The sequence below is a fragment of the Enterobacter cloacae complex sp. GYL001 genome, from assembly GCF_049237125.1.
In the GTDB taxonomy this organism is placed as follows: Bacteria; Pseudomonadota; Gammaproteobacteria; order Enterobacterales; family Enterobacteriaceae; genus Enterobacter; species Enterobacter hormaechei_C.
The window spans coordinates 44,290-64,912 of the sequence record NZ_JBMKGW010000017.1 but is presented as its reverse complement, the minus strand read 5'-3'; the positions used below and the strand labels follow the sequence as shown (position 1 = coordinate 64,912).

The window sequence follows — 20,623 nt, the reverse complement described above, 5'->3', positions numbered from 1 at the left end:
GAGAAGGACTGGTGCGTTAAAAAGGGCACAATGTGCCCTTTAAGTTACCATCAGATATTATAAGTACACCATATTCACTTTAATGGATTACCAAATTCATTTAGGTACAGCTGACCGAATTTATAGGAAGCATAGTCGGTAAGATGTCCCACGTCACGATAGACAGTTACGCCATCAATATTTGTAATGCATTTACCACTAATGCACTGTATTGATTTAGGATCAATAAAGGTCAGCGTTGGGAACTCAGCCTTCATTTTACTCATCAGTTGCGTGACTTTTTCCCCGTTGGTATTTGCCGGGTTTTGCATATCACATTCATTGATGTCAAATGGGCGTCGATGAATAACATGCTGATTTATACAGTTTTGATAGTTGCGTGGCATGTTCGCAATGGTGAACATGATTATTGGCTTTGAACCAGAATCTATGATAGTACGTATGGCTGTACGTAACGCCATTTCGTATCGACTGGCTGAGAGTGCCTCACTTCGCTCATCCTCATCTTTAGTGATTAACTGGGCAGAAAAATAATTTGACCACACATGCCCTAAAATAACATAGTCATAGTGATTTGATTTTATATTATCATAATATTTCTCAGCGTTATCATGACATTCTTCATATTTGACGCCTTTATATTTCCACCAGTCATACTGATAAATTCCCGGTAATGCCAGGCACGAAGACGTGGTGAGGGAGTACATTTTTATGCCAGCATTCTTAGCCAAGACATCATAAAAACCCCAGAAATGGTTAGCATTTGAATCGCCAATCAGAAAGGCTTTCTTCGAACCTTCATGGTCGCCGAACTGACAGTCCGTAAGGTCCTGGCTTCCACTAAGGCAGCCATCCCTCGATGCGGCATTCTCGGAAGCGGAATTCAACAGCTGTAACGAGTGATTGTATTCATCGCTGAAGCGCTGTGGCAAACCATTCGTTTTCACGGTTAATGTGTAAAGGCCCGTGCAGACCGTAAGGGGGAGCAATACAAGCAGGATCATACTCTTTGCAAATGACAGCTTAACCCGGCGGAAGCGCTCTTCAATACCGTGATAGGTAAGCACTGCCAGTCCTGCAGTTATCACCAGCGCAATGCACAGTGTCTTGCCGGACAGAGTGATCTCAAGATAATTGAACGCTGCAAATATGGGCCAGTGCCAGAGGTACAGAGAATAAGAAATTTTACCTGTGTAGTTTATCGGTGCTAATTGTAAAGTTCGATTTACGAATGTGTTCTGGTTTATCAGTAATATTGCTGAGGCAAGGCAAACAAGCAGTGTCCAGCTATTTGGATATGCCTCAACTGGTATGCTTAAACCTGAAGTACAGATAAGTACAGCGATAGCTACTACTGCCAGAGGATTAGTTATCCATCTGTTGGTTATCTGAATTCTGTCCTTTAATAAAGCTACGCTTCCACCAATCAGAAACTCAAAAGCGCGCATATTTAATGAGTAGTAATGCTGACTGGACGAGTACAGGCTGATAAGAATAACAATTATTGTTGCAGTTAAGGTAAGTAACAACCAGCCATAAAGGAACGGTTTATACGCAAATTTTCTTTTAAATTTACTGACAAGCAGTGTCAAAATGGTCGCGAAAAGCGCAAAGAAAAAATACCACTGCCATTCAATTGCTAAAGACCATGTATGCAAAAGCAGGAAGTAATCAGAGTCAGGAGATGCGTATGCTGCACTAAGCTTATCAAAATACTGGTTTGATAAGAAAAGAGTGGTGTATTTGGCACTTTTTGCGAATGCGGTGTAATCGTCAGGAATGTAGCAGTATGTCGCTACAATGATGGCGCCGAGAATTGTCACCAGCAGTGCAGGCTGCAATCGCCATAATCTGCCTTTTATAAAATTAGTTAGTGAGAATGTTCCTCTTTCAATTTCACTGATGACTTTTCCGGTAATCAGGAATCCTGATATGGTGAAAAATATATCAACACCAATAAAGCCCGAAGGGAAGTACGATAATCCTGCATGGAATAATATAACAAGCAGGACAGCGGCAGCGCGGAGACCGTCTATGTCTTGCCGGTAATTTTGTACTGCATAGCTTTTAGTATGATTATCTAAAACTAAATCCATTTTATAATGGCACCTTACATTTACATATTTATGGTTATTAAGATTGTGGTCAGTCTATCGGGAAGCAGAGCACGCAATATTTCCCTGATATCTTATGATATCGTTTCTCAGCTACGTATACCAAAAATAAGTCGTGAGTGTTTGTCTTACGTCTTGCCTGGATGCTTATTTACATACGTCGTTAACAAGTAACTGAGTGGCATAGCTGATATTGAGGCCAGTCATATTCGTGTTGAGCGCATTTATCATGTCTGCACTGGTATAAATGACGCTGCCCTTCAGGATTCCCTGGTAACCTTTTGACGTCACCACAACAAGCTGTTCCGGGGTACAGAGCGCCTCCCTTCCTGCATACAGATCTGAATCGACGGCACGCAGGTACACCGGAGAGGCGGCCACCACAAACCGATCGTCAGGCCTCGACTGCATCAGCGTCCTCAGGGAAGCATACCGTCGTTCAGCAGGCGGGCAAGCTGTCAGGCTTTCCCATAGTCTGCTGTGACTAAACGGCATCGAGGAGAACGTTGCCTCATAAGGGACCACCGGGTCTGATACGTGCAGCAGCCCCAGACCCGCTGAAATCACCCACAGCTCTGCGCCGGTACGTTTTGCAGCCGCAGCAGCCCTGCTCCAGTGCTGGCCCGTATACAGTTCACCTGCTGTTATGGCAGCGCCGTCGTTCCGCGCCCTGGCCAGCCTTTCCAGCCAGACTTCATAAGCATTTCCGGCGTCGTGTTCATATGGAAAGACGGTTTGACCGGCTGTTATGGTTTTGCGGCGCGTGCAGGTGACGATGAGATTGACGTTGCCTGTGCTCATGACGGCATCCCCGCGCTGTCATCGTTCCAGACGATAACCGTGGCCAGATGGTCCGCCACCTCCTGCCCCGTGTAACCGGCCAGGATCGTCAGCGCCCTGGAGCCTGCGTCACGGGAGAGCGGACTCCGGAACCCGAATCCGTCCGTCATCAGGAGCCACTGCAGACGGTCAGTCCAGCGCTCGCCGGGTTTACGGACCGGCGAAAACACAATCTCCGTCAGTTGTTCGCGGTTGCAGTACAGCTGTCGCCGTTCCAGCTCATCCAGCAGGCTGTTCAGTTCGCGCCGGTCAGCGTCTTCCTGACTCATCTGAGCCCAGCGGATGCGGTGCAGCCGCAGCTCCTGTGCCTGTCCCGACGTGAATCCGGCCCTGGCCAGCAGGGTGTCCAGAGCGGCGCCGGAATCTTCTTCATACCCGGCAGCCGTGAGCGGGAACGCCTCCGGGCTTTCGCGCAGAACGTGCAGCAGCCGCGCCGGTGCCGGCAGCGACCGGAGGGCTTCCTCAGGGCTCACCACGGCAAGGCGAATATCCTCAGTCAGACCGGTGATCCCCTGTGCCTGAAGCGCGACGTCCAGCTGGCGGTACCAGGTGCCGGTCAGGTCTTCCGGCTCGGTACCGATCAGCGTGCCCGCCTCCGGCGTGGTGCTCTCATTGATCTGCATCCGGACCGCAATACCCGCCCCGTGGCAGGCCTGGAGCCACTGCGCCACCTGAAGGGGATCGCCCGTCATACGCGTCACCTGCCCGGCCGTGTTCCACAGCTGGAGACAGGTGGTCCCGTCGAGGCGGATGACGTAGTCGCCCCGGCACGCCAGGTGCCAGATGCCGTCCAGCTCCACCGGCCGGTCGTGAGCCTCGTCTGCCTGGCCGGGCGGGATCAGGGGCAGAACCCGGACCGTTGTCGCGCGCTGCTCCGCCAGGACGCGCGCCTGTTCGTCAGCGAGAAGCGGGGCGGCCAGCGCACGGCCGGCGTCCGTCAGCTCGACGGCCAGCTGCAGGTTCGGGGCTCGCAGGGTGCGCAGCCAGCCCGCAGCTTCCATGCGCCGGCAGGAGGCGCGGAGATTCGGCCCGTACACCGGGGCGTCCCCGCCCTGCTCCAGCACCCGCTCAATATCCCGCGTGGCCACCGGTCCCGGACGTTTCGCACCGAGGGCGGCCAGCACAATCAGCACCCGCCGCTGTAGCGGCGATGGGCGGCGGTGTTTCTCAGCGGCCATCGGCAGGCGGCTCCTGGTTTTCGAGGATCAGTCCGGCCAGAAGCCGAAGCTGTCTGCGATCCTCCTCACAGTCGCGCCCCGGCGCCCTCATTGATAATGCCAGTGAATACCAGAGCGCAATGGCGCCGCTGCAACTCCCCCTGTCAAAGGCAGCCGTGGTGGAAGAGTCATCCCGGGAAGAACTGCTGTGCCGGCTGAGCACGCGAAGGATGCTTTTGATTTCGTCAAGCAATTCGTCATAGGTGAGATTCAGTGTCGGCCCGGTACTGGACATGCTGCGCTCCTGGAATAATGAGTAACAGATTGCGATAAAATCATATCACGTATGATTCATTTGATATTAAGTTAATATCATATCAGAAGTGATTTCATGAATAATGATAAATATCACACTTAGTATGATTTTATGTGAGTGATTCAATTATCATATCCTTTGCGTGTTTCCCGCCGCGCAGATCCGGTTTCTGGCTAAATCGGATAACAGGGAGACGAACTTTGCACGAAGGGCATCGGGTGACATTTTCCAGAGAAAAAAAGGTCACTACCGCTTATTATTCATAAAATTTCTTATGGAACACGCAGAATATCTATGTTTGGAAAACTTCTAAAAAGTCTCTCATGGCAGGTGAGAGCTGAACTCCGACGGAGCCTGAAGTCGAACCGGGATTACAAAAAACTACGCTGGAACCCGGTGGAGAGAATACTTGTTTCCTGCTCCACCCATTACGTCCGGGCTATGCTAATTCTATGGTCCGCAGCCTTCGGGGCTGTTGGCGTGGTCGAATATTTTCGCCCTGTATTGCAACCTTTCGCTGTGCAGCATTTTAAGGGCATTACCAAGCTTTCAGACTGGATGTCTAATTTACTGGGTAGCCAGTTGACTATAATCGGTATTGTTTTTCCGCTGGTTGTGGGGCTTATAAGTGTTTTGTTTCAAAAGAAATCAGCAAGGATCCATATTCAGTCCGCGTATCAACTTCATTCCGGATATATGTTTGCGGGCCTGAGTGGTCTTTTACTGGCTGCATTTATCGTGTTGGGCGGTATGACGTTATCTATAGGTGACGGATATCTTAATACTTCTTTCGCCGTAACAGCTTTTGTGTGGATGCTTTTCAATATTACTCTGTCTATCTGGTTCTTCGTCTCGAGTCTGAATGTCCTGGATGAGAGCAAGCGCGATCGACTAATGAATAAGTTTTTTTTGTCTCAGATAGTGGATGACTATATTCAAAAAGCATATATTCTTGCTTGGCTCCGATATCCGGGGGTAAATATAGGTGAGGATTACCTCGGTAATATTAAAATACTGCCTTACTCAATCTCAGAGAAAGACGACATGCTTCATGTCAAATCTAATATCAGTAAAGGTGATGTTGTTATAGATATTTATATAAGGCCACTTTTATTTCTGCTAAGAAGGCTAGAGGCGGTAGATGGGCAGGATGCGGAAATTATCATTTTGCCCTCCTTTGGTGTTCGTTCTGGTGAACTAACTTTATTGTCATCGAGAAATGTCAAGCCTGTTTCAGGATTGTGGCGGTGGTTATTTAGCCGTTGTATTGTAACAGGGCGCCCTAAGAACAAAAGGGATCTGGATGATATTACTTTTGATTTCTTTGGTGAGGCTTACGATGCGCTTAACGATAAAAATATTAGCGTCTTCAGAACAGGGATTGAACGATTAACAGATACCTATACCTCTATCAAAAGAAGTTATAACTACGGGGTTGATAAAAATTATCTGGATGAAGTAAAAGAATCAGGTTTTAGCCATACTTTCAGCGATTCATTCCATTATGAATTGAGAAAGTTTTTTCGTGAATCCGTAAAATCAACGGAATATTCAGGCGAATATTTCCGTGAATCGATGGCCATTCCATTGCATGTGTACAGAAAAACACAGAGCACTCATTTTACCGATTTCAGACAATTTTTACTCTCGCTTTTCAGAGTATGGCATGTGTTAAACGAGTGGAAAGCAGGACAGGGTGTCACCCTCTCGGCCAGCCAGGAGCAAACTCATCAAGAACTTGTACGCCATTTTATTGGCCTGTGGGAGGGCTGGAGTATGAGCTCGATCATTGGCAAACCAGGGAGCGAAGATTCTACTGGGCGCCTGATGTATCATCTGCATAACACCGCCAGGCTGCTTATTCCGTCAGTGGTTGCAGATAATGCTTCTTCCGTACGATATGCTCACGACGTTCTCTGTCTCTGGTTTAACCAGAGCCGGTTTCCACGGCACTGGGAGGAAGAGTACCACTGGCACAGTTTCTTCCTGACTCCGGATTATCTGTCTCTGGATGAAACAGACTCGCAGTGGGCAATGTTACTCAGGGGGCGTCCATATAAAAAAGATGCGGCCTTATCCATTATGTTTGCAAATGCCTTGTCTGATTTACGCCTGTTAATGGCAGGTTATCTCATTGCGCATTTTGAACCCCAAGAAAAGATAGATTTAGCTGATCTTGTTAACCATATCATTACGTCTGAATTATATGAAGAAAGAGACACTCATGATACGCTGACACCTGCGTTCAGACGTTCTGTCGATATCATTGATATGATACTGAGAATTGAGCACTGTAATCTTCATGCGAATACAAACTGGTACAGCGGGCTATCAGAAACCATTGAGGTTATGAACTCATATAATGAAAGGCCTTACATTCCGGGGCGTACGTATACAGGAGTACATGAGGATTTAGGGAGCCTCTACGGAGCATTTTCCTTGCTGGCTATAAAGCTCGCCAGACCTGCTGAGCAGGTTACGCAGCGTGCTAATGACGCCCTTGCGGGAGGGTTGTTTTCCTATTTCAGTAAAGTGAGAATAATTTCTGTTCTTGAACGGCTGAAACGTGATCCTTCAGTCCCTTATGAAGGCTATATCATTTCAGACGCGGATTATGCAACGAACGTGGTTTTCTTTAATGACGTTCTGGATAAATACATTGAGGTCTTCAGTCGCAGCAAAGTGGCAGATATCGTTGCTGCCGAAGTAGATCTTGAACGTCTCAGGAATACCGACACTCGTCTGACAAAAGAACTTCCTGGGGTATTGTCTGAAGATACTCTGCTTAACTACTTCACTTTTTCTCAAAATTCAGAATGCGATCGCAACTGGCTGGTGAGATACATTCCTGTGAGTGTTCCCAAAGATTATGTTGCCAGAGAACTTAATAGTAATTTCTACGGAGATTTTCCGTCTGTATCAGATGTTAGGACAAATATTTACCACAGACTGCATAATTTACTGTGGCAATCACAGGCTAAATTAACGATGAAGGTCAAAAACCTCGAAACACTGTTAATGAAAGTCGCGCAACGGTCCGCCGATCAGCAGTATTACATACTGGTGAGCTATGGTTCCCGCTTTAGCGAAGAACTGAGGGAACTGGTTTATCAGCCGGAAAGGCATGACGCGTTTAGCATACAGGTTGATGTTTCAGCCAGAGGTAGCCGCACTCTGCCCTTCAGGATCAATAACTGTCTTATTTACCTTGTCCTCAATTCCGAACAGGAATTTTCGGTTATGGTCAGCGCGGAATCCTTCGGTGAACTCAGGCTGTTCAGGTACCCGGATGGAACCCTTTTTAACACCTTCTACAGCAGTAGTGACAATCCACTTGAAGGCGTGATGACAACGCTCTGGGAAATGGAGATGGAAATCACTGGTCCACTGGTGGCCCGGTTTGAACATCGCTGAGCAAAATTAAGGTGACCCCGGATGGGGTCGCTGTTAAATTGCTTTGTTGTTAATAATTAATTCAAATTGCGATACTTATAGCAATAATCTACTCATAACAACAATTCACTGTTTTTTGTGCTTATTCTGCAATAATCGTTCTCTTCCACTCCTGAGATCCGAAAAAAGGTTGTTCCGGATCTTACGGAAACGCCCCGGCGCGCAGCGGCACGAAAATACAAGATATGCCACTCCGTCAGCTGCTTTTTCTTCTATATATTGTGTTATCTCCCCTCACCTGTACCCGATAAGAAGGGGCCGAAAAGAGCGCTTCGCTTATTCTCTGACCGTGTTACACTTCCGGTAAGTTGCGGATAGCCAGAAAATCGGATCTGACCGGAACGGCCATCCGGTAATTTAATGGAGTGGTTATATGGCTGCTTATTATTATTCTGGTGATATTCACGACAGGAAAAATAAGCAGGGGAATATTCAGGTGAGTGACTGCACAGGTGATTATCCTTCGCGTCATCATTACTCTGAGTGACTATTGAACCAGATACTATTTTTGAGGCGAGGTATGGGGAAACCAACATTTAGATCATTTTACGATGTGGTCCGGGAGCTTGAGGATGTATATGGCCATCAAGAGCTGTGGCTTTACTCTGGCCTTAATGAGGACTGCCCAGTCGAGACAGCCCGCCGGCGTCAGGAATGGCGATCTCCAAAAATTCTCAAACGAAACGGCAGAATGGTGGCAGAACAATCAGGCCAGCCTGATTTCTGGGTGCTCACCGGTGATTACCATCTGCCGCAGTATGAACACAGCTGTCCGCCGTGGAAAGCCTGCCTCATCGATAAGATTTTTAAAACGAATGGTTTACTGTTCTGGTGATGGCTTCACAAGGCTTGCAGGCGGAATTCTCAGTTAAGGAAGGATTATGTGTGATTTATGCAGGGCGGACGGGAATTACTTCCATACGCCGGAATGCGTGTATGACCAGCTGGTCAGCGAGTACCCCGTGATGTGGCTGCGGGACTCGACCCGGATCGGCGCCTGCTACACCCTCCGCGAACTGCTGTCGCCGGAAGGGATGGTGCTGGCCATACAGAACGCACCTCCCGTGACGGGATGGCGGCTGCGCATGCGGTATAACGAGGCCATAGATGAAGAGATCGACCCGCAGCGCGGGGACTGTACCGAGCTGGCCTCCAGGGCTGACGCCCTGCTGGCCTTTGAGCCGTTCCGTGAAGACGCTGCGTCAGTATGACCGGCGGGATTTTTCAGTAAGGGAGCAAATATGGCTGACTGGTTTATCGCGACCGAAGGCGTGAAGGTGGTGAAGGACAGCGCCAGCCTGTGGCCGCAGATCATTACGGCGGTTTCATCTGCAGGTGCTGCATTCGGTGGTGTGTGGTACGGGCAGCGGCTGATAACCCAGCGGGAGAAGGAAGCAGCAGCGACAAAGCGAGAATCTGAGCTTTATTTTATTTCCACTCAGCTGGTATTTCGCCTCGAACGATTTGCCCAGGGATGCGCGGAGGTGGTTAATGATGAAGGGTTTGAAGATGATAAAGGGTACACACGTACTGGTATTAGCGCTGAGCCATTCTCAACAGAGGATATTGACGGTGACTGGCGGGTACTACCCAGCAGGATTCTTTACCGTATTCGTGAACTGTCAGTGCTGATCCCAGAAGCCAGCCGTTATATCAGTATTGTCAGTGACTATGATAATCCTCCCGACTGGCAGATGACCTTTAAAGAACGCCGTTATCAGTATTCACGTCTGGGTCTGCGTGCCATGATACTGGCCAGGCGACTGAGGCGACTTAATGCCATGCCTTCATCACACCTTGATAATAACAGCCCCTGGTCAGTACAGAACGTCTTATGGGCTGAGTGGCGAAAACAACGAAAGTCCAGAGCACGACAAGCTCGTGAGGTTCCTGACTATGATTTGTAAGGAAATTAGGGTGATACCAAGATATATGAACGGACCATGCGCAAACGAAGCCGCCAATGACATTATTTCCCTGCTGAAACTGTGTCAGCAATTGCAGTCTGAAAAGGACGGCAGGGAACGTCCTGCGCCCGGGACATATTCCCGCGATGAGGATGCGTTTGCCGATCGTATCCGTACAGCGTGCGGACATGCCCAGCAGCTGCGCCGGCTGCTGCCGGTGATGACGACGCTGAGCGCCATCGGCGCCGGGATGGAACGCCGGGGTGAAATCAGTCTGCTCCCGGGCGAAGATTACGCGCAGAAAGCACTGGCACGACTTACAGAGCAATACCTGTCCGGCAGGGACAACAAGCAATGATGCCGGCAATACCCGGCCAGGGTGTCTCATTTTCGGCCGCGCAGCTGCCGGTGGCCATCGACTACCCTGCCGCACTGGCCCTGCGCCAGATGGCCCTCGTTCAGGACGAACTGCCGAAATATCTGCTGGCGCCGGAAGTGAGCGCCCTGCTCCACTATGTGCCTGATCTGCACCGCAAGATGCTGCTGGCCACCCTCTGGAACACCGGCGCCCGTATTAACGAGGCGCTGGCGCTGACCCGGAGTGATTTTTCCCTGGTGCCACCCTACCCTTTCGTGCAGCTGGCCACACTCAAACAAAGGACTGAAAAAGCCGCCAGAACGGCAGGCCGGGCACCCGCCGGCAGTCAGGCTCACCGGCTGGTACCGCTTTCCGATGCGAGCTATGTCAGCCAGCTGGAAATGATGGTGGCCACGCTGAAAATACCTCTTGAACGACGTAACAAGCGAAGCGGCAGAACCGAGAAGGCGCGCATCTGGGAAATTACCGACCGGACGGTCCGCACCTGGCTCAGCGAAGCGGTTGAAGCAGCAGCGGCTGACGGGGTGACGTTCTCCGTGCCGGTGACACCGCACACATTCCGCCACAGCTATGCCATGCACATGCTGTATGCCGGTATTCCTCTCAAGGTGCTTCAGAGTTTAATGGGGCATAAGAGCATCAGCTCGACGGAGGTGTACACGAAAGTGTTTGCGCTGGATGTGGCGGCGCGTCACCGCGTGCAGTTCCAGATGCCGGAGACTGAAGCTGTGTCATTACTTAAAGGAACCATTTAACTTCTCTGTAAGCTATGAGGACCTGCATGATATTGGAAAGGCCGCTAATGCGGCCTAAGTCATACTTCACACATCATACTTATGATGTAATATCGTTCTTACTCGCCAGTTTTCTGAAAGTAAAGTTCAAGGGCTTCTCTGACTATTGCACTGACGTTTTTAGGATCTTTCCCGTTACGCTTGTTCCGCAGTGCTATATCTTCGACCTTCACTAACATAGACTCCCCTAATGAGATTGTCGTGCGGCACTGTTTTTCAGGTTCCGGTTTTTCTGGTGCTCCGTAGGGTTTATCGGCAAGGCGCTGCGCGAGGGCTTCAGCTTGTTCTGCTGTGACACCTGTTCTGCTTGTCGCTTGCTGGCTCGGCTTTTTAACCATTATGCGAATACCTCTTTCATTAGCTGCATAATTTCTGCTTTAGCCGCTTCATTATTCGTTTCTACGACACCCGTTCCATTGCTCATGCAATCTCGATAGACCTTGCGGAAACAGATTACTGTTTGCAGCGTTTCAATAGTTGGAAACTCTTCAAGGTATTCCAGAAACTCCTTCCGCTCATTTCCTCTTAGCACTGGGTTTGTTGTGGCCATGCTTTGTAAGCAATAGACCTTCAGTTCAGGGTTGAGATCACGCATAGCTTCAATCTGCTGAGCAAGTTCCGTCAATGTATCAAGGTCGGGCTGTGAGCATTGTAATGGTGCAATGATCTGATGTGCGACTACTCCACTAGTAATGAACTCTCTTGAGTTTCTGCCTGCCACATCCACGATTACATGATCATACTTTTCGTCTAATGCTCGAAGGGTTTGTGTCAGATTATCGAATTTTTCGATGAGCGTGAAAGTTGGCTCTATCCCCGATGCTTCACGCTCAGCATGGTGCTTAGCGGCCGTCCGTTGTAAGTCTCCATTTAACAGGCATACGTCTTGGCCCTCATGGGCTAGAGCTATTGCTAAGTTTGATGCCGTTGTAGTTTTACCTGAACCGCCTTTGTTTCCACCTACGACAGTAATCATTTCTGCCTCATAAATATGATGTGTGAAGTATGATTTATTTTGTCACATACGTAGTTATAGTCAACAACTGTAATCAAAAATATGAAGTATGAAGTGTGAGATATGATTTATTTTTTAATAAATCATAAATATTACTTGTGTTTTAATATTTCATACTTATGATTTAATACTCAATCTGAGTGCTTAGGCACTTAAGTTCAATCATTTTTCTCAATTTGAGTATTAAGGGGTTCAGGATGAAAGTGTATTGTGATGATGGTTCTACAACTGTAAAACTTGCATGGCTCCACAATAAGAAACTTTATAAGTCATTGTCATCTAACTCTTTTCGTCAGGGTTGGAAGGTGGAAGGTATGGGCGTACGTCAGACCTTCAACTATGAGCTTGAAGGTAAAAAATACACCTATGACGAAGTCAGCAATGAATCCATTCTTACTACTCATATTGAGTATCAATATACCGATGTAAACGTTCTGGCGGTTCACCATGCACTTCTGAACAGCGGGCTGAAACCTCAGCCTGTCTCACTGACTGTTACTTTGCCTATCAGTGAGTTCTACACAAGGGATTGTCAGAAGAATGAGCTGAATATTCAGAGGAAAATCGACAACCTGATGCGTCCAGTCAAGTTGAACAAAGGCGAGGTGTTTACCATCGAGCACGTCGAAGTCATGCCAGAATCCTTGCCTGCCGTATTTGAACGTCTGGTGAAAGACAATGTAGGGCAGTTCGAAAAGTCTCTGGTGATTGACCTCGGAGGTACAACTCTCGACGTTGGCGTTATCGTTGGCCAGTTCGACTCTGTCAGCGCGATACACGGAAATTCTGATATCGGCGTATCGCTGGTAACGAACGCTGCACTCACGGCGTTAAAAATGGCTTCCAGCAACACGAGTGCTATGGTCGCCGATGAACTTATCAAACAGCGTACAAACGCTGACTTCGTCCGGCAGGTTATCAACGACGAAAGCAAGACGGCACTGGTGTTGGATACCATCGATAGCGCGATCGCTACACTGGGTGCCCAGGTTGTCGATGACTTGGCTGGGTTTAGGGACGTTAACCGCGTTTATATTGTTGGTGGCGGTGCGCCACTGATCGAGGATGCTGTTAAAGCAGCATGGCAACATCTGGGCTCGAAGGTTGTCATGATGGATTCACCGCAAACATCACTCGTAGAAGCCATCGCTGCATTTAAAGGGGAATAGGACTGTGAGCGAGGAACGGAAGAAGTTTACTGTTTATCTTCATCCGGACCAGGTGGCGGACAATGTGTCTTTAGACATTATTGATTCTGTCCCACGGAACGATAGAGGAGATTTATATAGGAGAGCGCTTATTTCCGGCTTAGCACTTCACCACCTCGACCCGCGGCTTCCTGGCTTACTTGCGCTGTTGTTGGATAAGAGTTTCACGGCGGATAGCCTGGTAGGTTTAATCAGTCAGACAACGGGATGGAAGCCATCCCAGGCCAATATCCGTGATGTGCTTGCAGAACTGGGCGCAGGAAATTTTGATTCTGCAATCAAGCCTGAAATTGCTGAAGATGATGAGCAGCGTCGACTGGAAGAGGCCCGGGTCAAAATGAAAGGCCTCTTCTGATACTCAAATTGAGGCTTTGGGGATATCGGACCACCTGGTCGTGTATGCCGGAGAAAGCATCTCTCTTTTCATTTGCCATTCTGGTGCAATTCCGCGGCCAGCAAACCATACCCTCCCGAGCCCTGAATGGTTTATGCCATCCAGGGCTTTCATAAGCTCCTCGCTTCGTTCCTGCGGCTTAACGTCATCGAAAAGATTTAACTGTGCTACTCCCGTAGGGGTGAAGTCATTCAGCATTACGCCAGCCTTTGCATATCTATGCCCGTCGATCCAGATACGATCCAGGGCCTTTACTGAGGCGTTAATGATGTCCCGGGTGTCACGGGTAGGCACAAGAAGTTTTTCACTGGCCACGTTGCTGTAATACGCTTCGTTGACTGCGAAAGGGGAGGTTTTGATAAAGACCGATATGTGCCGGCAGAACTGATGCTCTCCCCGCAGTTTTTCAGCCGCGCGTTCGGCATACTGGCAGATAGCCTGCCGCAACGCTTCGTAAGTGGTGATGCGCTCCCCGAATGATCGGCTGCAGACAATCTGCTGCTTCGCGGGCGGTACATCTTCAAGAGATATACAGGCCTCACCGTTCAGCTCGCGTACGGTTCGCTCCAGCACTACGGTAAAGTTTTTGCGTACAAAGGCAGGATTCATGCGCGCCAGCTGTAGCGCAGTCGTCACGCCGTATGTATTCAGCTTTTTGCCTATGCGGCGACCAACCCCCCAGATTTCCTCTACTGGCTGCAGTGAGAGCAGTTTCTCCGTCCTACGAAGATTGTCAGTAGTCAGGGCCAGCACGCCCCCAAATTGCGGCCACTCTTTTGAAGCCCATTGCGCTGATTTTGCTAAAGTTTTTGTTGGCCCCATCCCAACGCCAATTGTCAGTCCGGTTCCTCTTAGGACGTGCTCGCGCAGCTGCCGGCCGAAATCTTCAAAGTCGGTACAGCCATCGATGCCGCGAATGTCCAGGAACATCTCGTCGATGCTGTACTGCTCTACGCGGGGCGCCAGTTCTTCCAGATGTGCCATGACCCGGTTGCTCAGACTCGCGTAAAGCTCATAATTGCTGGAAAACGTAAGCACTTTCTCCGGGAACTGCATTGTCTTCAGCTGGAACCAGGGAATCCCCATTTTGATCCCAAGCTGTTTCGCTTCCTTCGATCTGGCTATTACACAACCATCATTATTGCTAAGAACGACCACCGGTTTATCACGTAAGTCAGGACGAAAGACCTTCTCACAACTCGCATAGAAGCTGTTCACATCTGCCAGGGCGAACATCAGTCATGTCCCCGGGTTTTATGTACAAAGGCAGTTACGACACCGAAAATTTGTAGCTGCTCAGGTTCTGGCCATAGAGTAGGGTAGGCTGGATTCATTGCCTGTAACCCTGGTCTCGGTTTCAACAATAATCTCTTAACAGTAAATTCACCTTCAATCTCAGCTATAACGATATCGCCGTGGTGTGCATTTTCGGCTTTATCAACAATCATCAGATCGCCAGAATGTAGCCCAATATCAGTCATGGAATTACCAATAGCTCGCACAAAATATGTCGAACTGGGTCGGGATATACAGTAATCGTTGAGGTCAAGTTCGGCTTCGACATAGTCCTGCGCCGGGGACGGGAACCCCGCCGGGCATCCCTCGCTATAAAGAGGGATTGGGATAATTTCCGGCTCGCAATCGACACGCAATAATTCAAACATAGGCACCTCCGAACTGTATTTATATACAGTATTATTACTTTATTGAGTGTACTTTCAAGTTTTTGCTTTGCCCATTTTTTAACTCTATGTTGCCTAAAGAAGTTCCCCGCCGTGCCTTTACTTTAGCCCGATCGCTTCAGATGCAAGGGTTCGCTCCGCCGCCATCCTCGCCCGGTCGCAGATTTTTACGCCTGATGCCATTCTTCCCGTCGTTCTCCCGCTCAATATTCGCGGGAGAACCGTCCAGAACGTCATCGCTGTTTATCTGCGCTGCGGCCTCCGGTGTCGCCCCTGCATCTTCCGCTCGAAGTCGGGCTGTCGTGTCGGCACGGTGCAACTGGGTGCCGGATGCTTAGGACACAGCCATGTTCAGACTGACCTGTATTGAACTCAACAACGGCGAGTTTGCCGTGTATATCAACAACCATTATCTGTGGAGTGAGGATGCCTGCGGAGAACGACTTTACCTGGGGGAGGTGCTGGAGCAGCTTTCCCTGATGCCGGGTGTGGAAACCGGCACTATTCAAGAGGCAGTTCCGGAGGACGAAGAGTGGAACTGGAATGACATTGCCGATCGTGTGCTGCCGTCGCTATCTGCCTGCCGCGAGGGAGTAACCGTGGCAGATCACATCGCACGGCTACAGCAGTATCCGCAGGATGCGCTGTGTATGGGAACGTTCTGGCTGGCTGATGACTTTATGTCCCTCAATGACAGCCTGACAGAGGGGGAGATTGCTGAAGCCATGCGTGTCTGTTACCACAGCCATGATGCCTGCATCGGTTTTAACTGGGACACATTGCAGTTCGCTATCGACCACGTAAAGGGGGGCTAACGGAAAAAAGGACGCCACCGACCGGAGGCGTCCCAAAACATACCAGGCTTATGATCCTACAAAGTGGTGTACTGACACGCACTTATGGTCATTCTGTCATACACGGGAGGCTACTTCAGCTACCAGAATCAGTACCAAAGGATGTCGGTGCCCTCCGCCTTTCTGCCGCCAGCCGGCGGCGTGTTCAACGCCGTGCCTTCACGCTAACCCGGCCGCTGCGGTCGCAAGGGTTCACGTTGTCTCCGTCCTCACCCGTTCGCACCTTTCACGGTGCATTCAGCCCGTGAAAGGCTTGCGCTGCGGCTTGCGGCGTCGCCCCTGCGCCCTCCGCTCAGAGCCGGGTTTTTGTGGCGGCACGGCGCAACAGGGTGCCGCATATCAGAGAGGAGTGTGTCTATGTCCCGTTATATCCTGGGTGACTGCGTGCAGGTGATGTCCCGTTTTCCGGCACGTGCCGTTGATTTTATTCTTACCGATCCCCCGTATCTGGTTGGCTTTAAGGACCGTACCGGTCGCACTCTGGCCGGGGACAATTCGTCGGAATGGCTTCAGCCAGCGTGCCACGAAATGTACCGCGTACTCAAAAACGACAGTCTGATGGTGAGCTTTTACGCATGGAACCGCGCAGATCTGTTTCTCAATGCGTGGAAATCGGCCGGGTTCCGCGTTGTTGGCCATATCGTTTTTGCGAAGAGTTATGCCTCCAAATCAACGTTCGTGGGCTACACCCATGAGAACGCTTACCTGCTCGCGAAGGGGCGACCGCAAACCCCGGACCGCCCCATCCCGGACGTGATCCCCTGGAAATACACGGGCAACAGACACCATCCGACGGAGAAGCCGGTGCAGAGCCTGCGGCCACTGATTGAATCGCTCACGCGTCCGGGGGCCATTGTCCTTGACCCGTTCGCCGGTAGCGGCTCCACCTGCGTGGCCGCCGCCGAAGCCAGCCGCCGCTATATCGGGATCGAGATGCTTGAGCAGTACCACGCCGCCGGCGTTCGCCGTCTGGCACAGGTTGAACGGGCGAGAAGGATGCCGGCGGCCAATGACGGTACGTTTTACCCTGATTATCCGGAGGCGGCATGAACTACCCGGGCCTTGAATCCCTGCGCGCGGACGTGGCCGAGCTCAGCAATGCCATGTGTGACGTGCGGATGCTGCTGAACCGCCTCGAATCTCAGCACCGGCACGACGCGGCAACGCTGGCTGAACGTATGGCCGCCCAGACCCTGCGCCGGATCAACACCCTGCTTCTGGAAGCCTACCGCGAAGCCCTGGTGCTGGACGAAACCTTTCAGGGCTGACTGACCCTGCCGGGCTGATGCCCGGCCTGTAACCACTTACGAAAGAGATAAAAAAATGTACGGAACCCGCAAAGAACTTTGTGTACAGCTTGAAACCATGTTCACGTCTGACGAACCCCTGGTCCTGCTGGTCTGGACGGAAGAGGGGATTAGCGTGGCCTGCCGTGAAACCCAGCCAGAACCGGACGAGGCTGAAATCCGGGCGGTGATGAAGGCGCTTGGTGAAATGAAAATGACGCAATACCGCCAGGAGGGGGTAAATAATCTGACTGTCAGCGATCTCCTGACCCATCAGCGGGAAGCGGCAAACCGCCAGGTGAGTGTACCCGCAGCTTTACTTGCACGCGTCCTGCGCGACTATGAGTGTGAGCTGGAGCATCGCGCCGGAATGGCCTGGGAGGCCGGGCGGCCTGAACCCGATTCCGTAAAGGAAGCAAGGAATGACGTCTACGCACTGAAAGACGCGCTGGTAGCCTGAGAACGGCCGGGGGAGCGTCCCCGGCAACCGGTGACAATTCACAGCGAAAGAGGATGTCGTTAACTCCGCTTTTTATGCCGCGCTGGCGCGGCGGATGTGAGCGCCGTGCCTTCACTTTAGCCCGAACGCTGCAAATGCAAGGGTTCGCTCCGCCGCCATCCTCGCCCGGTCGCAGTGATTTAATGCTTCATGCCGTTCTTCCCGTCGTTCTCCCGCTCAATATTCGCGGGAGAACCGTCCAGACCGTCATCGCTGTTTATCTGCGCTGCGGCCTCCGGTGTCGCCCCTGCATTTTCCGCTCGATGTCGGGCTGTCGTGTCGGCACGGCGAAGACGTCGCCGCATTCAGAAGAGGAGAATATCATGACCATTGCTTACCGCTTTATGCACCGTCATACCCGAAACACGCTCGTAGCCCGCGGCTGGCCAGCCAACATGGATATCGATACAAGCCTGAATTACTCCAGAGGAGAAGGCGTTGCGTTCTATGGCCAGCTCGATGCTTTACAGTTGCAGCGTCTGTTACCTGAGATTGCACTGCGTGGTTTGATGTCCGATCAGGCAATGAAGGTGCTGCTGTCATTACTGGCAGGAAGTGAACTGATTGTCCGCCTTTATCGTAATTCGCTGGGGCATCGTAAGGCTCATGCCGGAACCATTTCGCTTGAATATGATAATTGCCCTGAGGCTATGTCCACGAAACATATCCTCTGTCTGCTGAAAGCCCTGCGTGACGAGATTAACCACGTCTGTAGCTGCGTGGCATCCGCCGGATACCGCCTGATGGAAGCCTTGCGCCCCGCCGCTGAACCGCTGGTATTTACCCGCCGAACCCGTAATTTCCTCCTGACAGTAACGGAAGTGGAGCAGGTGCAGGATGATGCGCAGTGGGATAATGAGACGCTCGACGCGCGTCTTAAAGCGGTACTCGACGGGAAGGAAACCTTTCGCCGTCTGCAAATCCGTCTGGAATGCAATGGCCGTACAGTCGGGCAGACCCACGTGCCTTATGCCCTTCGTCACCCTGACAGCCCATCCCGCGACTGGTTTGACAGACACTGGCTGCGGGATGTGGTCAGCAGCGCACGAACCGAGATTGACGCGATGATGAAATCCTTCTCCGGCATCCGGATTGCCGCCTGATTTTGGGCGGGGCAATGCGCCCCGCCTTATTGCGAAAAGGATGTCGCACGCTCCGCTTTACCGGCGCCCCCTCCACGATGTTACGGGGACGCAGGTGAAAACGTCCGTGCGGTCTGCGGCTAACGCCGTGCCTTCACTTTAGCCCGATCGCTTCAGATGCAAGGGTTCGCTCCGCCGCCATCCTCGCCCGGTCGCAGATTTTTACGCCTGATGCCGTTCTTCCCGTCGTTCTCCCGCTCAATATTCGCGGGAGAACCGTCCAGACCGTCATCGCTGTTTATCTGCGCTGCGGCCTCCGGTGTCGCCCCTGCATCTTCCGCTCGAAGTCGGGCTGTCGTGTCGGCACGGCGTAAGCCGGAACTCAGACGACACAGACACTGGAGGAGTTTTATGAACACTACCACCCCGGCGATTTATGTAGGTACATACCACAAATACAACTGCGGTAGCCTCTACGGTAAATGGTTTGACCTCACCGACTTTGATGATAAAGCAGAGTTTCTGGAAGCCTGCAACGAGCTGCACGCCAATGAATCCGACCCGGAACTCATGTTCCAGGACTGGGAAGGGATCCCGTCAGCATTTGCATCCGAATCTTCCGTTGACTGGAATTTCATTGAAGCCTACAAGCGCGCAGTAGAAGACGGTATGGATGCTGCATTTATTGCCTGGGTGGAATACTCCGGAGAGTGTGATTATGACGCCTTCGAGGATGCTTATTGCGGAGAAGCTGAGAGCGAAGAGGACTACGCCTGGACTATGGCAGAAGAGTGCGGCCTTCTCAATGACATTCCGGAATCGCTGCGTTGCTATTTCGATATGGGAGCCTGGGCGCGGGATTTGTTCCTGGATGGTCTGGTATTTCTGGATGGCTACGTGTTCAACGGTTGATGTCAGAGGCGGGGCAGGGCCCCGCCACAAAGGAGAATAAAAATGAAACTTGATCCACAGACCCGTGACATCCTGCGTCAGTACAAAAATATTATTAACGCCCGTCGACGTGAAAATGGTCAACGGGAATTAAGAACGGAGCAGGTGATCGACGAAATATGCTATTACATGACCTGCCAGCGTGCGGTGTATATCGGCGGTCATTTCATTTTGCAGGGTGGAAAAGGTAACTGATAACCTGGCAGGCGGTATCATCCGCCTGTTAGCCCGCGCGAAAAACCCTGGCAGGCTTTGCCTGCCGGCGGTTGTTACCGCGCCTGCGGCGCAGTTACAAACCGCCCCGGCAGAAAAAGTCAGCAACGATCTCGTTGCAGGCGCGTGAAAGAGAGGAAAAACATGAGCGAATTTAATCTTTCGGTACGTTCAAAAGAGGATCAGGACAGGATCGCCGTAGACCTGGCCGCGTCAGGTGTGGCATTTAAAGAGCGGCTAAATCAGCCAGTGGTGCCGGAAATTGTGGCACGAGAGGTGCCCGAAGAGCTTCGCGAATATTTTCTGGAAAGGTTGCGCCATTACCGCCAGCTTAGCCAGCAGTTGCCGAAAGCCAGCGATCCACAATATTCCGAAATGGCCGAGGCAAATAAAAAGTAATTTTTTCAGTAAGATATGCTGTAAATCAAACTCATTGCCTTTGTTGCAGTGGGCGTCCGGGCGGGCTGTCATGCTTCGCA

Annotated in this window: 27 protein-coding genes; 17 read left to right on the top strand and 10 right to left on the bottom strand. The window is 50.9% G+C overall.

Annotation, left to right across the window (positions count from 1 at the left end; translation table 11 throughout):
* Window positions 1–74 precede the first annotated feature (74 nt).
* The 4 genes from ACOTWU_RS21475 to ACOTWU_RS21460 all read right to left on the bottom strand — a co-directional run bounded on the left by ACOTWU_RS21475 (window position 75) and on the right by ACOTWU_RS21460 (window position 4,406).
* On the bottom strand, window positions 75–2,096 hold the full coding sequence (locus ACOTWU_RS21475) for an acyltransferase family protein (protein ID WP_012477570.1): 2,022 nt from the start codon (window positions 2,094–2,096) through the stop codon (window positions 75–77).
* Between the two features lie 165 nt (window positions 2,097–2,261).
* The gene (locus tag ACOTWU_RS21470; RefSeq protein WP_032635083.1) at window positions 2,262–2,915 is read right to left on the bottom strand and encodes a DUF6884 domain-containing protein; all 654 of its coding nucleotides are present in this window, start codon (window positions 2,913–2,915) and stop codon (window positions 2,262–2,264) included.
* On the bottom strand, window positions 2,912–3,655 hold the full coding sequence (locus ACOTWU_RS21465; RefSeq protein ID WP_226864505.1) for a hypothetical protein: 744 nt from the start codon (window positions 3,653–3,655) through the stop codon (window positions 2,912–2,914). The genes ACOTWU_RS21470 and ACOTWU_RS21465 overlap by 4 nt, the downstream gene beginning before the upstream one ends.
* A gap of 466 nt (window positions 3,656–4,121) precedes the next feature.
* On the bottom strand, window positions 4,122–4,406 hold the full coding sequence (locus ACOTWU_RS21460; RefSeq protein ID WP_022650043.1) for a hypothetical protein: 285 nt from the start codon (window positions 4,404–4,406) through the stop codon (window positions 4,122–4,124).
* A 315-nt stretch (window positions 4,407–4,721) separates the two neighbouring features.
* Here ACOTWU_RS21460 and ACOTWU_RS21455 point away from each other — a divergent pair, with 315 nt between their 5' ends.
* The 6 genes from ACOTWU_RS21455 (at window position 4,722) to ACOTWU_RS21430 (ending at window position 10,921) form a co-directional block, all read left to right on the top strand.
* Window positions 4,722–7,841, top strand: coding sequence for a hypothetical protein (locus ACOTWU_RS21455; protein ID WP_012477567.1), 3,120 nt, complete (start codon window positions 4,722–4,724; stop codon window positions 7,839–7,841).
* Window positions 7,842–8,400: 559 nt separating this feature from the next.
* Window positions 8,401–8,715, top strand: a complete 315-nt coding sequence (locus tag ACOTWU_RS21450; RefSeq protein ID WP_022650042.1) for a hypothetical protein — start codon at window positions 8,401–8,403, stop codon at window positions 8,713–8,715.
* Window positions 8,716–8,761: 46 nt separating this feature from the next.
* Window positions 8,762–9,091, top strand: coding sequence for a hypothetical protein (locus tag ACOTWU_RS21445; RefSeq protein ID WP_022650041.1), 330 nt, complete (start codon window positions 8,762–8,764; stop codon window positions 9,089–9,091).
* Between the two features lie 30 nt (window positions 9,092–9,121).
* The gene (locus ACOTWU_RS21440; protein ID WP_022650040.1) at window positions 9,122–9,787 is read left to right on the top strand and encodes a hypothetical protein; all 666 of its coding nucleotides are present in this window, start codon (window positions 9,122–9,124) and stop codon (window positions 9,785–9,787) included.
* Window positions 9,788–9,812: 25 nt separating this feature from the next.
* Window positions 9,813–10,145: a hypothetical protein gene (locus tag ACOTWU_RS21435; protein ID WP_032623564.1), complete on the top strand. Its 333-nt coding sequence runs from the start codon at window positions 9,813–9,815 to the stop codon at window positions 10,143–10,145.
* Window positions 10,142–10,921: a site-specific integrase gene (locus ACOTWU_RS21430; protein WP_022650038.1), complete on the top strand. Its 780-nt coding sequence runs from the start codon at window positions 10,142–10,144 to the stop codon at window positions 10,919–10,921. Before ACOTWU_RS21435 ends, ACOTWU_RS21430 begins: the two co-directional genes overlap by 4 nt.
* Before the next feature lie 98 nt (window positions 10,922–11,019).
* Here ACOTWU_RS21430 and ACOTWU_RS21425 read toward each other — a convergent pair whose 3' ends face one another.
* The gene (locus ACOTWU_RS21425; protein WP_022650037.1) at window positions 11,020–11,298 is read right to left on the bottom strand and encodes a hypothetical protein; all 279 of its coding nucleotides are present in this window, start codon (window positions 11,296–11,298) and stop codon (window positions 11,020–11,022) included.
* Complete coding sequence (locus tag ACOTWU_RS21420; RefSeq protein WP_022650036.1) at window positions 11,298–11,936, bottom strand: AAA family ATPase; 639 nt, start codon at window positions 11,934–11,936, stop codon at window positions 11,298–11,300. Before ACOTWU_RS21420 ends, ACOTWU_RS21425 begins: the two co-directional genes overlap by 1 nt.
* A gap of 236 nt (window positions 11,937–12,172) precedes the next feature.
* Here ACOTWU_RS21420 and parM point away from each other — a divergent pair, with 236 nt between their 5' ends.
* Both parM and ACOTWU_RS21410 read left to right on the top strand, forming a co-directional pair.
* Entirely contained in the window at window positions 12,173–13,144 is a 972-nt protein-coding gene (gene parM, locus ACOTWU_RS21415; protein WP_022650035.1) for a plasmid segregation protein ParM domain-containing protein, read from the top strand.
* A gap of 4 nt (window positions 13,145–13,148) precedes the next feature.
* Complete coding sequence (locus ACOTWU_RS21410; RefSeq protein WP_022650034.1) at window positions 13,149–13,538, top strand: plasmid partitioning/stability family protein; 390 nt, start codon at window positions 13,149–13,151, stop codon at window positions 13,536–13,538.
* A 3-nt stretch (window positions 13,539–13,541) separates the two neighbouring features.
* Here the strand turns inward: ACOTWU_RS21410 and ACOTWU_RS21405 are convergent, their stop codons facing one another.
* Window positions 13,542–14,813 (bottom strand): Y-family DNA polymerase, encoded by a 1,272-nt coding sequence (locus ACOTWU_RS21405; protein ID WP_022650033.1) that lies wholly within the window; start codon window positions 14,811–14,813, stop codon window positions 13,542–13,544.
* A complete protein-coding gene (gene umuD, locus ACOTWU_RS21400; RefSeq protein ID WP_022650032.1) occupies window positions 14,813–15,241 on the bottom strand; it encodes a translesion error-prone DNA polymerase V autoproteolytic subunit in 429 nt (142 codons plus the stop codon). Before umuD ends, ACOTWU_RS21405 begins: the two co-directional genes overlap by 1 nt.
* A gap of 365 nt (window positions 15,242–15,606) precedes the next feature.
* Between umuD and ACOTWU_RS21395 the strand changes: the two genes are divergently transcribed.
* From ACOTWU_RS21395 to ACOTWU_RS21380, 4 genes are all read left to right on the top strand, one after another.
* Entirely contained in the window at window positions 15,607–16,074 is a 468-nt protein-coding gene (locus tag ACOTWU_RS21395) for a hypothetical protein (protein ID WP_022650031.1), read from the top strand.
* 396 nt (window positions 16,075–16,470) lie between these two features.
* Window positions 16,471–17,163 (top strand): DNA methylase, encoded by a 693-nt coding sequence (locus tag ACOTWU_RS21390; RefSeq protein ID WP_022650030.1) that lies wholly within the window; start codon window positions 16,471–16,473, stop codon window positions 17,161–17,163.
* Entirely contained in the window at window positions 17,160–17,381 is a 222-nt protein-coding gene (locus ACOTWU_RS21385; RefSeq protein ID WP_022650029.1) for a hypothetical protein, read from the top strand. The genes ACOTWU_RS21390 and ACOTWU_RS21385 overlap by 4 nt, the downstream gene beginning before the upstream one ends.
* 55 nt (window positions 17,382–17,436) lie before the next feature.
* On the top strand, window positions 17,437–17,859 hold the full coding sequence (locus ACOTWU_RS21380; RefSeq protein WP_022650028.1) for a DUF1380 family protein: 423 nt from the start codon (window positions 17,437–17,439) through the stop codon (window positions 17,857–17,859).
* A 179-nt stretch (window positions 17,860–18,038) separates the two neighbouring features.
* Here the strand turns inward: ACOTWU_RS21380 and ACOTWU_RS21375 are convergent, their stop codons facing one another.
* Window positions 18,039–18,203, bottom strand: coding sequence for a hypothetical protein (locus ACOTWU_RS21375; RefSeq protein WP_162183710.1), 165 nt, complete (start codon window positions 18,201–18,203; stop codon window positions 18,039–18,041).
* An 18-nt stretch (window positions 18,204–18,221) separates the two neighbouring features.
* Between ACOTWU_RS21375 and ACOTWU_RS21370 the strand changes: the two genes are divergently transcribed.
* Window positions 18,222–19,001: a hypothetical protein gene (locus ACOTWU_RS21370; protein WP_022650027.1), complete on the top strand. Its 780-nt coding sequence runs from the start codon at window positions 18,222–18,224 to the stop codon at window positions 18,999–19,001.
* Between the two features lie 152 nt (window positions 19,002–19,153).
* On the opposite strand, the gene ACOTWU_RS21365 is transcribed toward ACOTWU_RS21370, so the two are convergent.
* Window positions 19,154–19,399, bottom strand: a complete 246-nt coding sequence (locus tag ACOTWU_RS21365) for a hypothetical protein (RefSeq protein ID WP_032623563.1) — start codon at window positions 19,397–19,399, stop codon at window positions 19,154–19,156.
* Between ACOTWU_RS21365 and ACOTWU_RS21360 the strand changes: the two genes are divergently transcribed.
* The 4 genes from ACOTWU_RS21360 to ACOTWU_RS21345 are packed head-to-tail and all read left to right on the top strand — an operon-like array spanning window position 19,392 to window position 20,543.
* Window positions 19,392–19,892 (top strand): antirestriction protein ArdA, encoded by a 501-nt coding sequence (locus tag ACOTWU_RS21360; protein WP_022650026.1) that lies wholly within the window; start codon window positions 19,392–19,394, stop codon window positions 19,890–19,892. The genes ACOTWU_RS21365 and ACOTWU_RS21360 overlap by 8 nt on opposite strands.
* Before the next feature lie 42 nt (window positions 19,893–19,934).
* Window positions 19,935–20,126: a hypothetical protein gene (locus ACOTWU_RS21355; RefSeq protein WP_022650025.1), complete on the top strand. Its 192-nt coding sequence runs from the start codon at window positions 19,935–19,937 to the stop codon at window positions 20,124–20,126.
* Window positions 20,110–20,274 carry a hypothetical protein gene (locus tag ACOTWU_RS21350; RefSeq protein WP_154590114.1) on the top strand — a complete coding sequence of 55 codons (165 nt, stop codon included), beginning with the start codon at window positions 20,110–20,112 and terminating at the stop codon, window positions 20,272–20,274. The genes ACOTWU_RS21355 and ACOTWU_RS21350 overlap by 17 nt, the downstream gene beginning before the upstream one ends.
* Window positions 20,275–20,288: 14 nt before the next feature.
* Window positions 20,289–20,543 carry a DNA polymerase III subunit theta gene (locus ACOTWU_RS21345; protein ID WP_022650024.1) on the top strand — a complete coding sequence of 85 codons (255 nt, stop codon included), beginning with the start codon at window positions 20,289–20,291 and terminating at the stop codon, window positions 20,541–20,543.
* Window positions 20,544–20,623 lie beyond the last annotated feature (80 nt).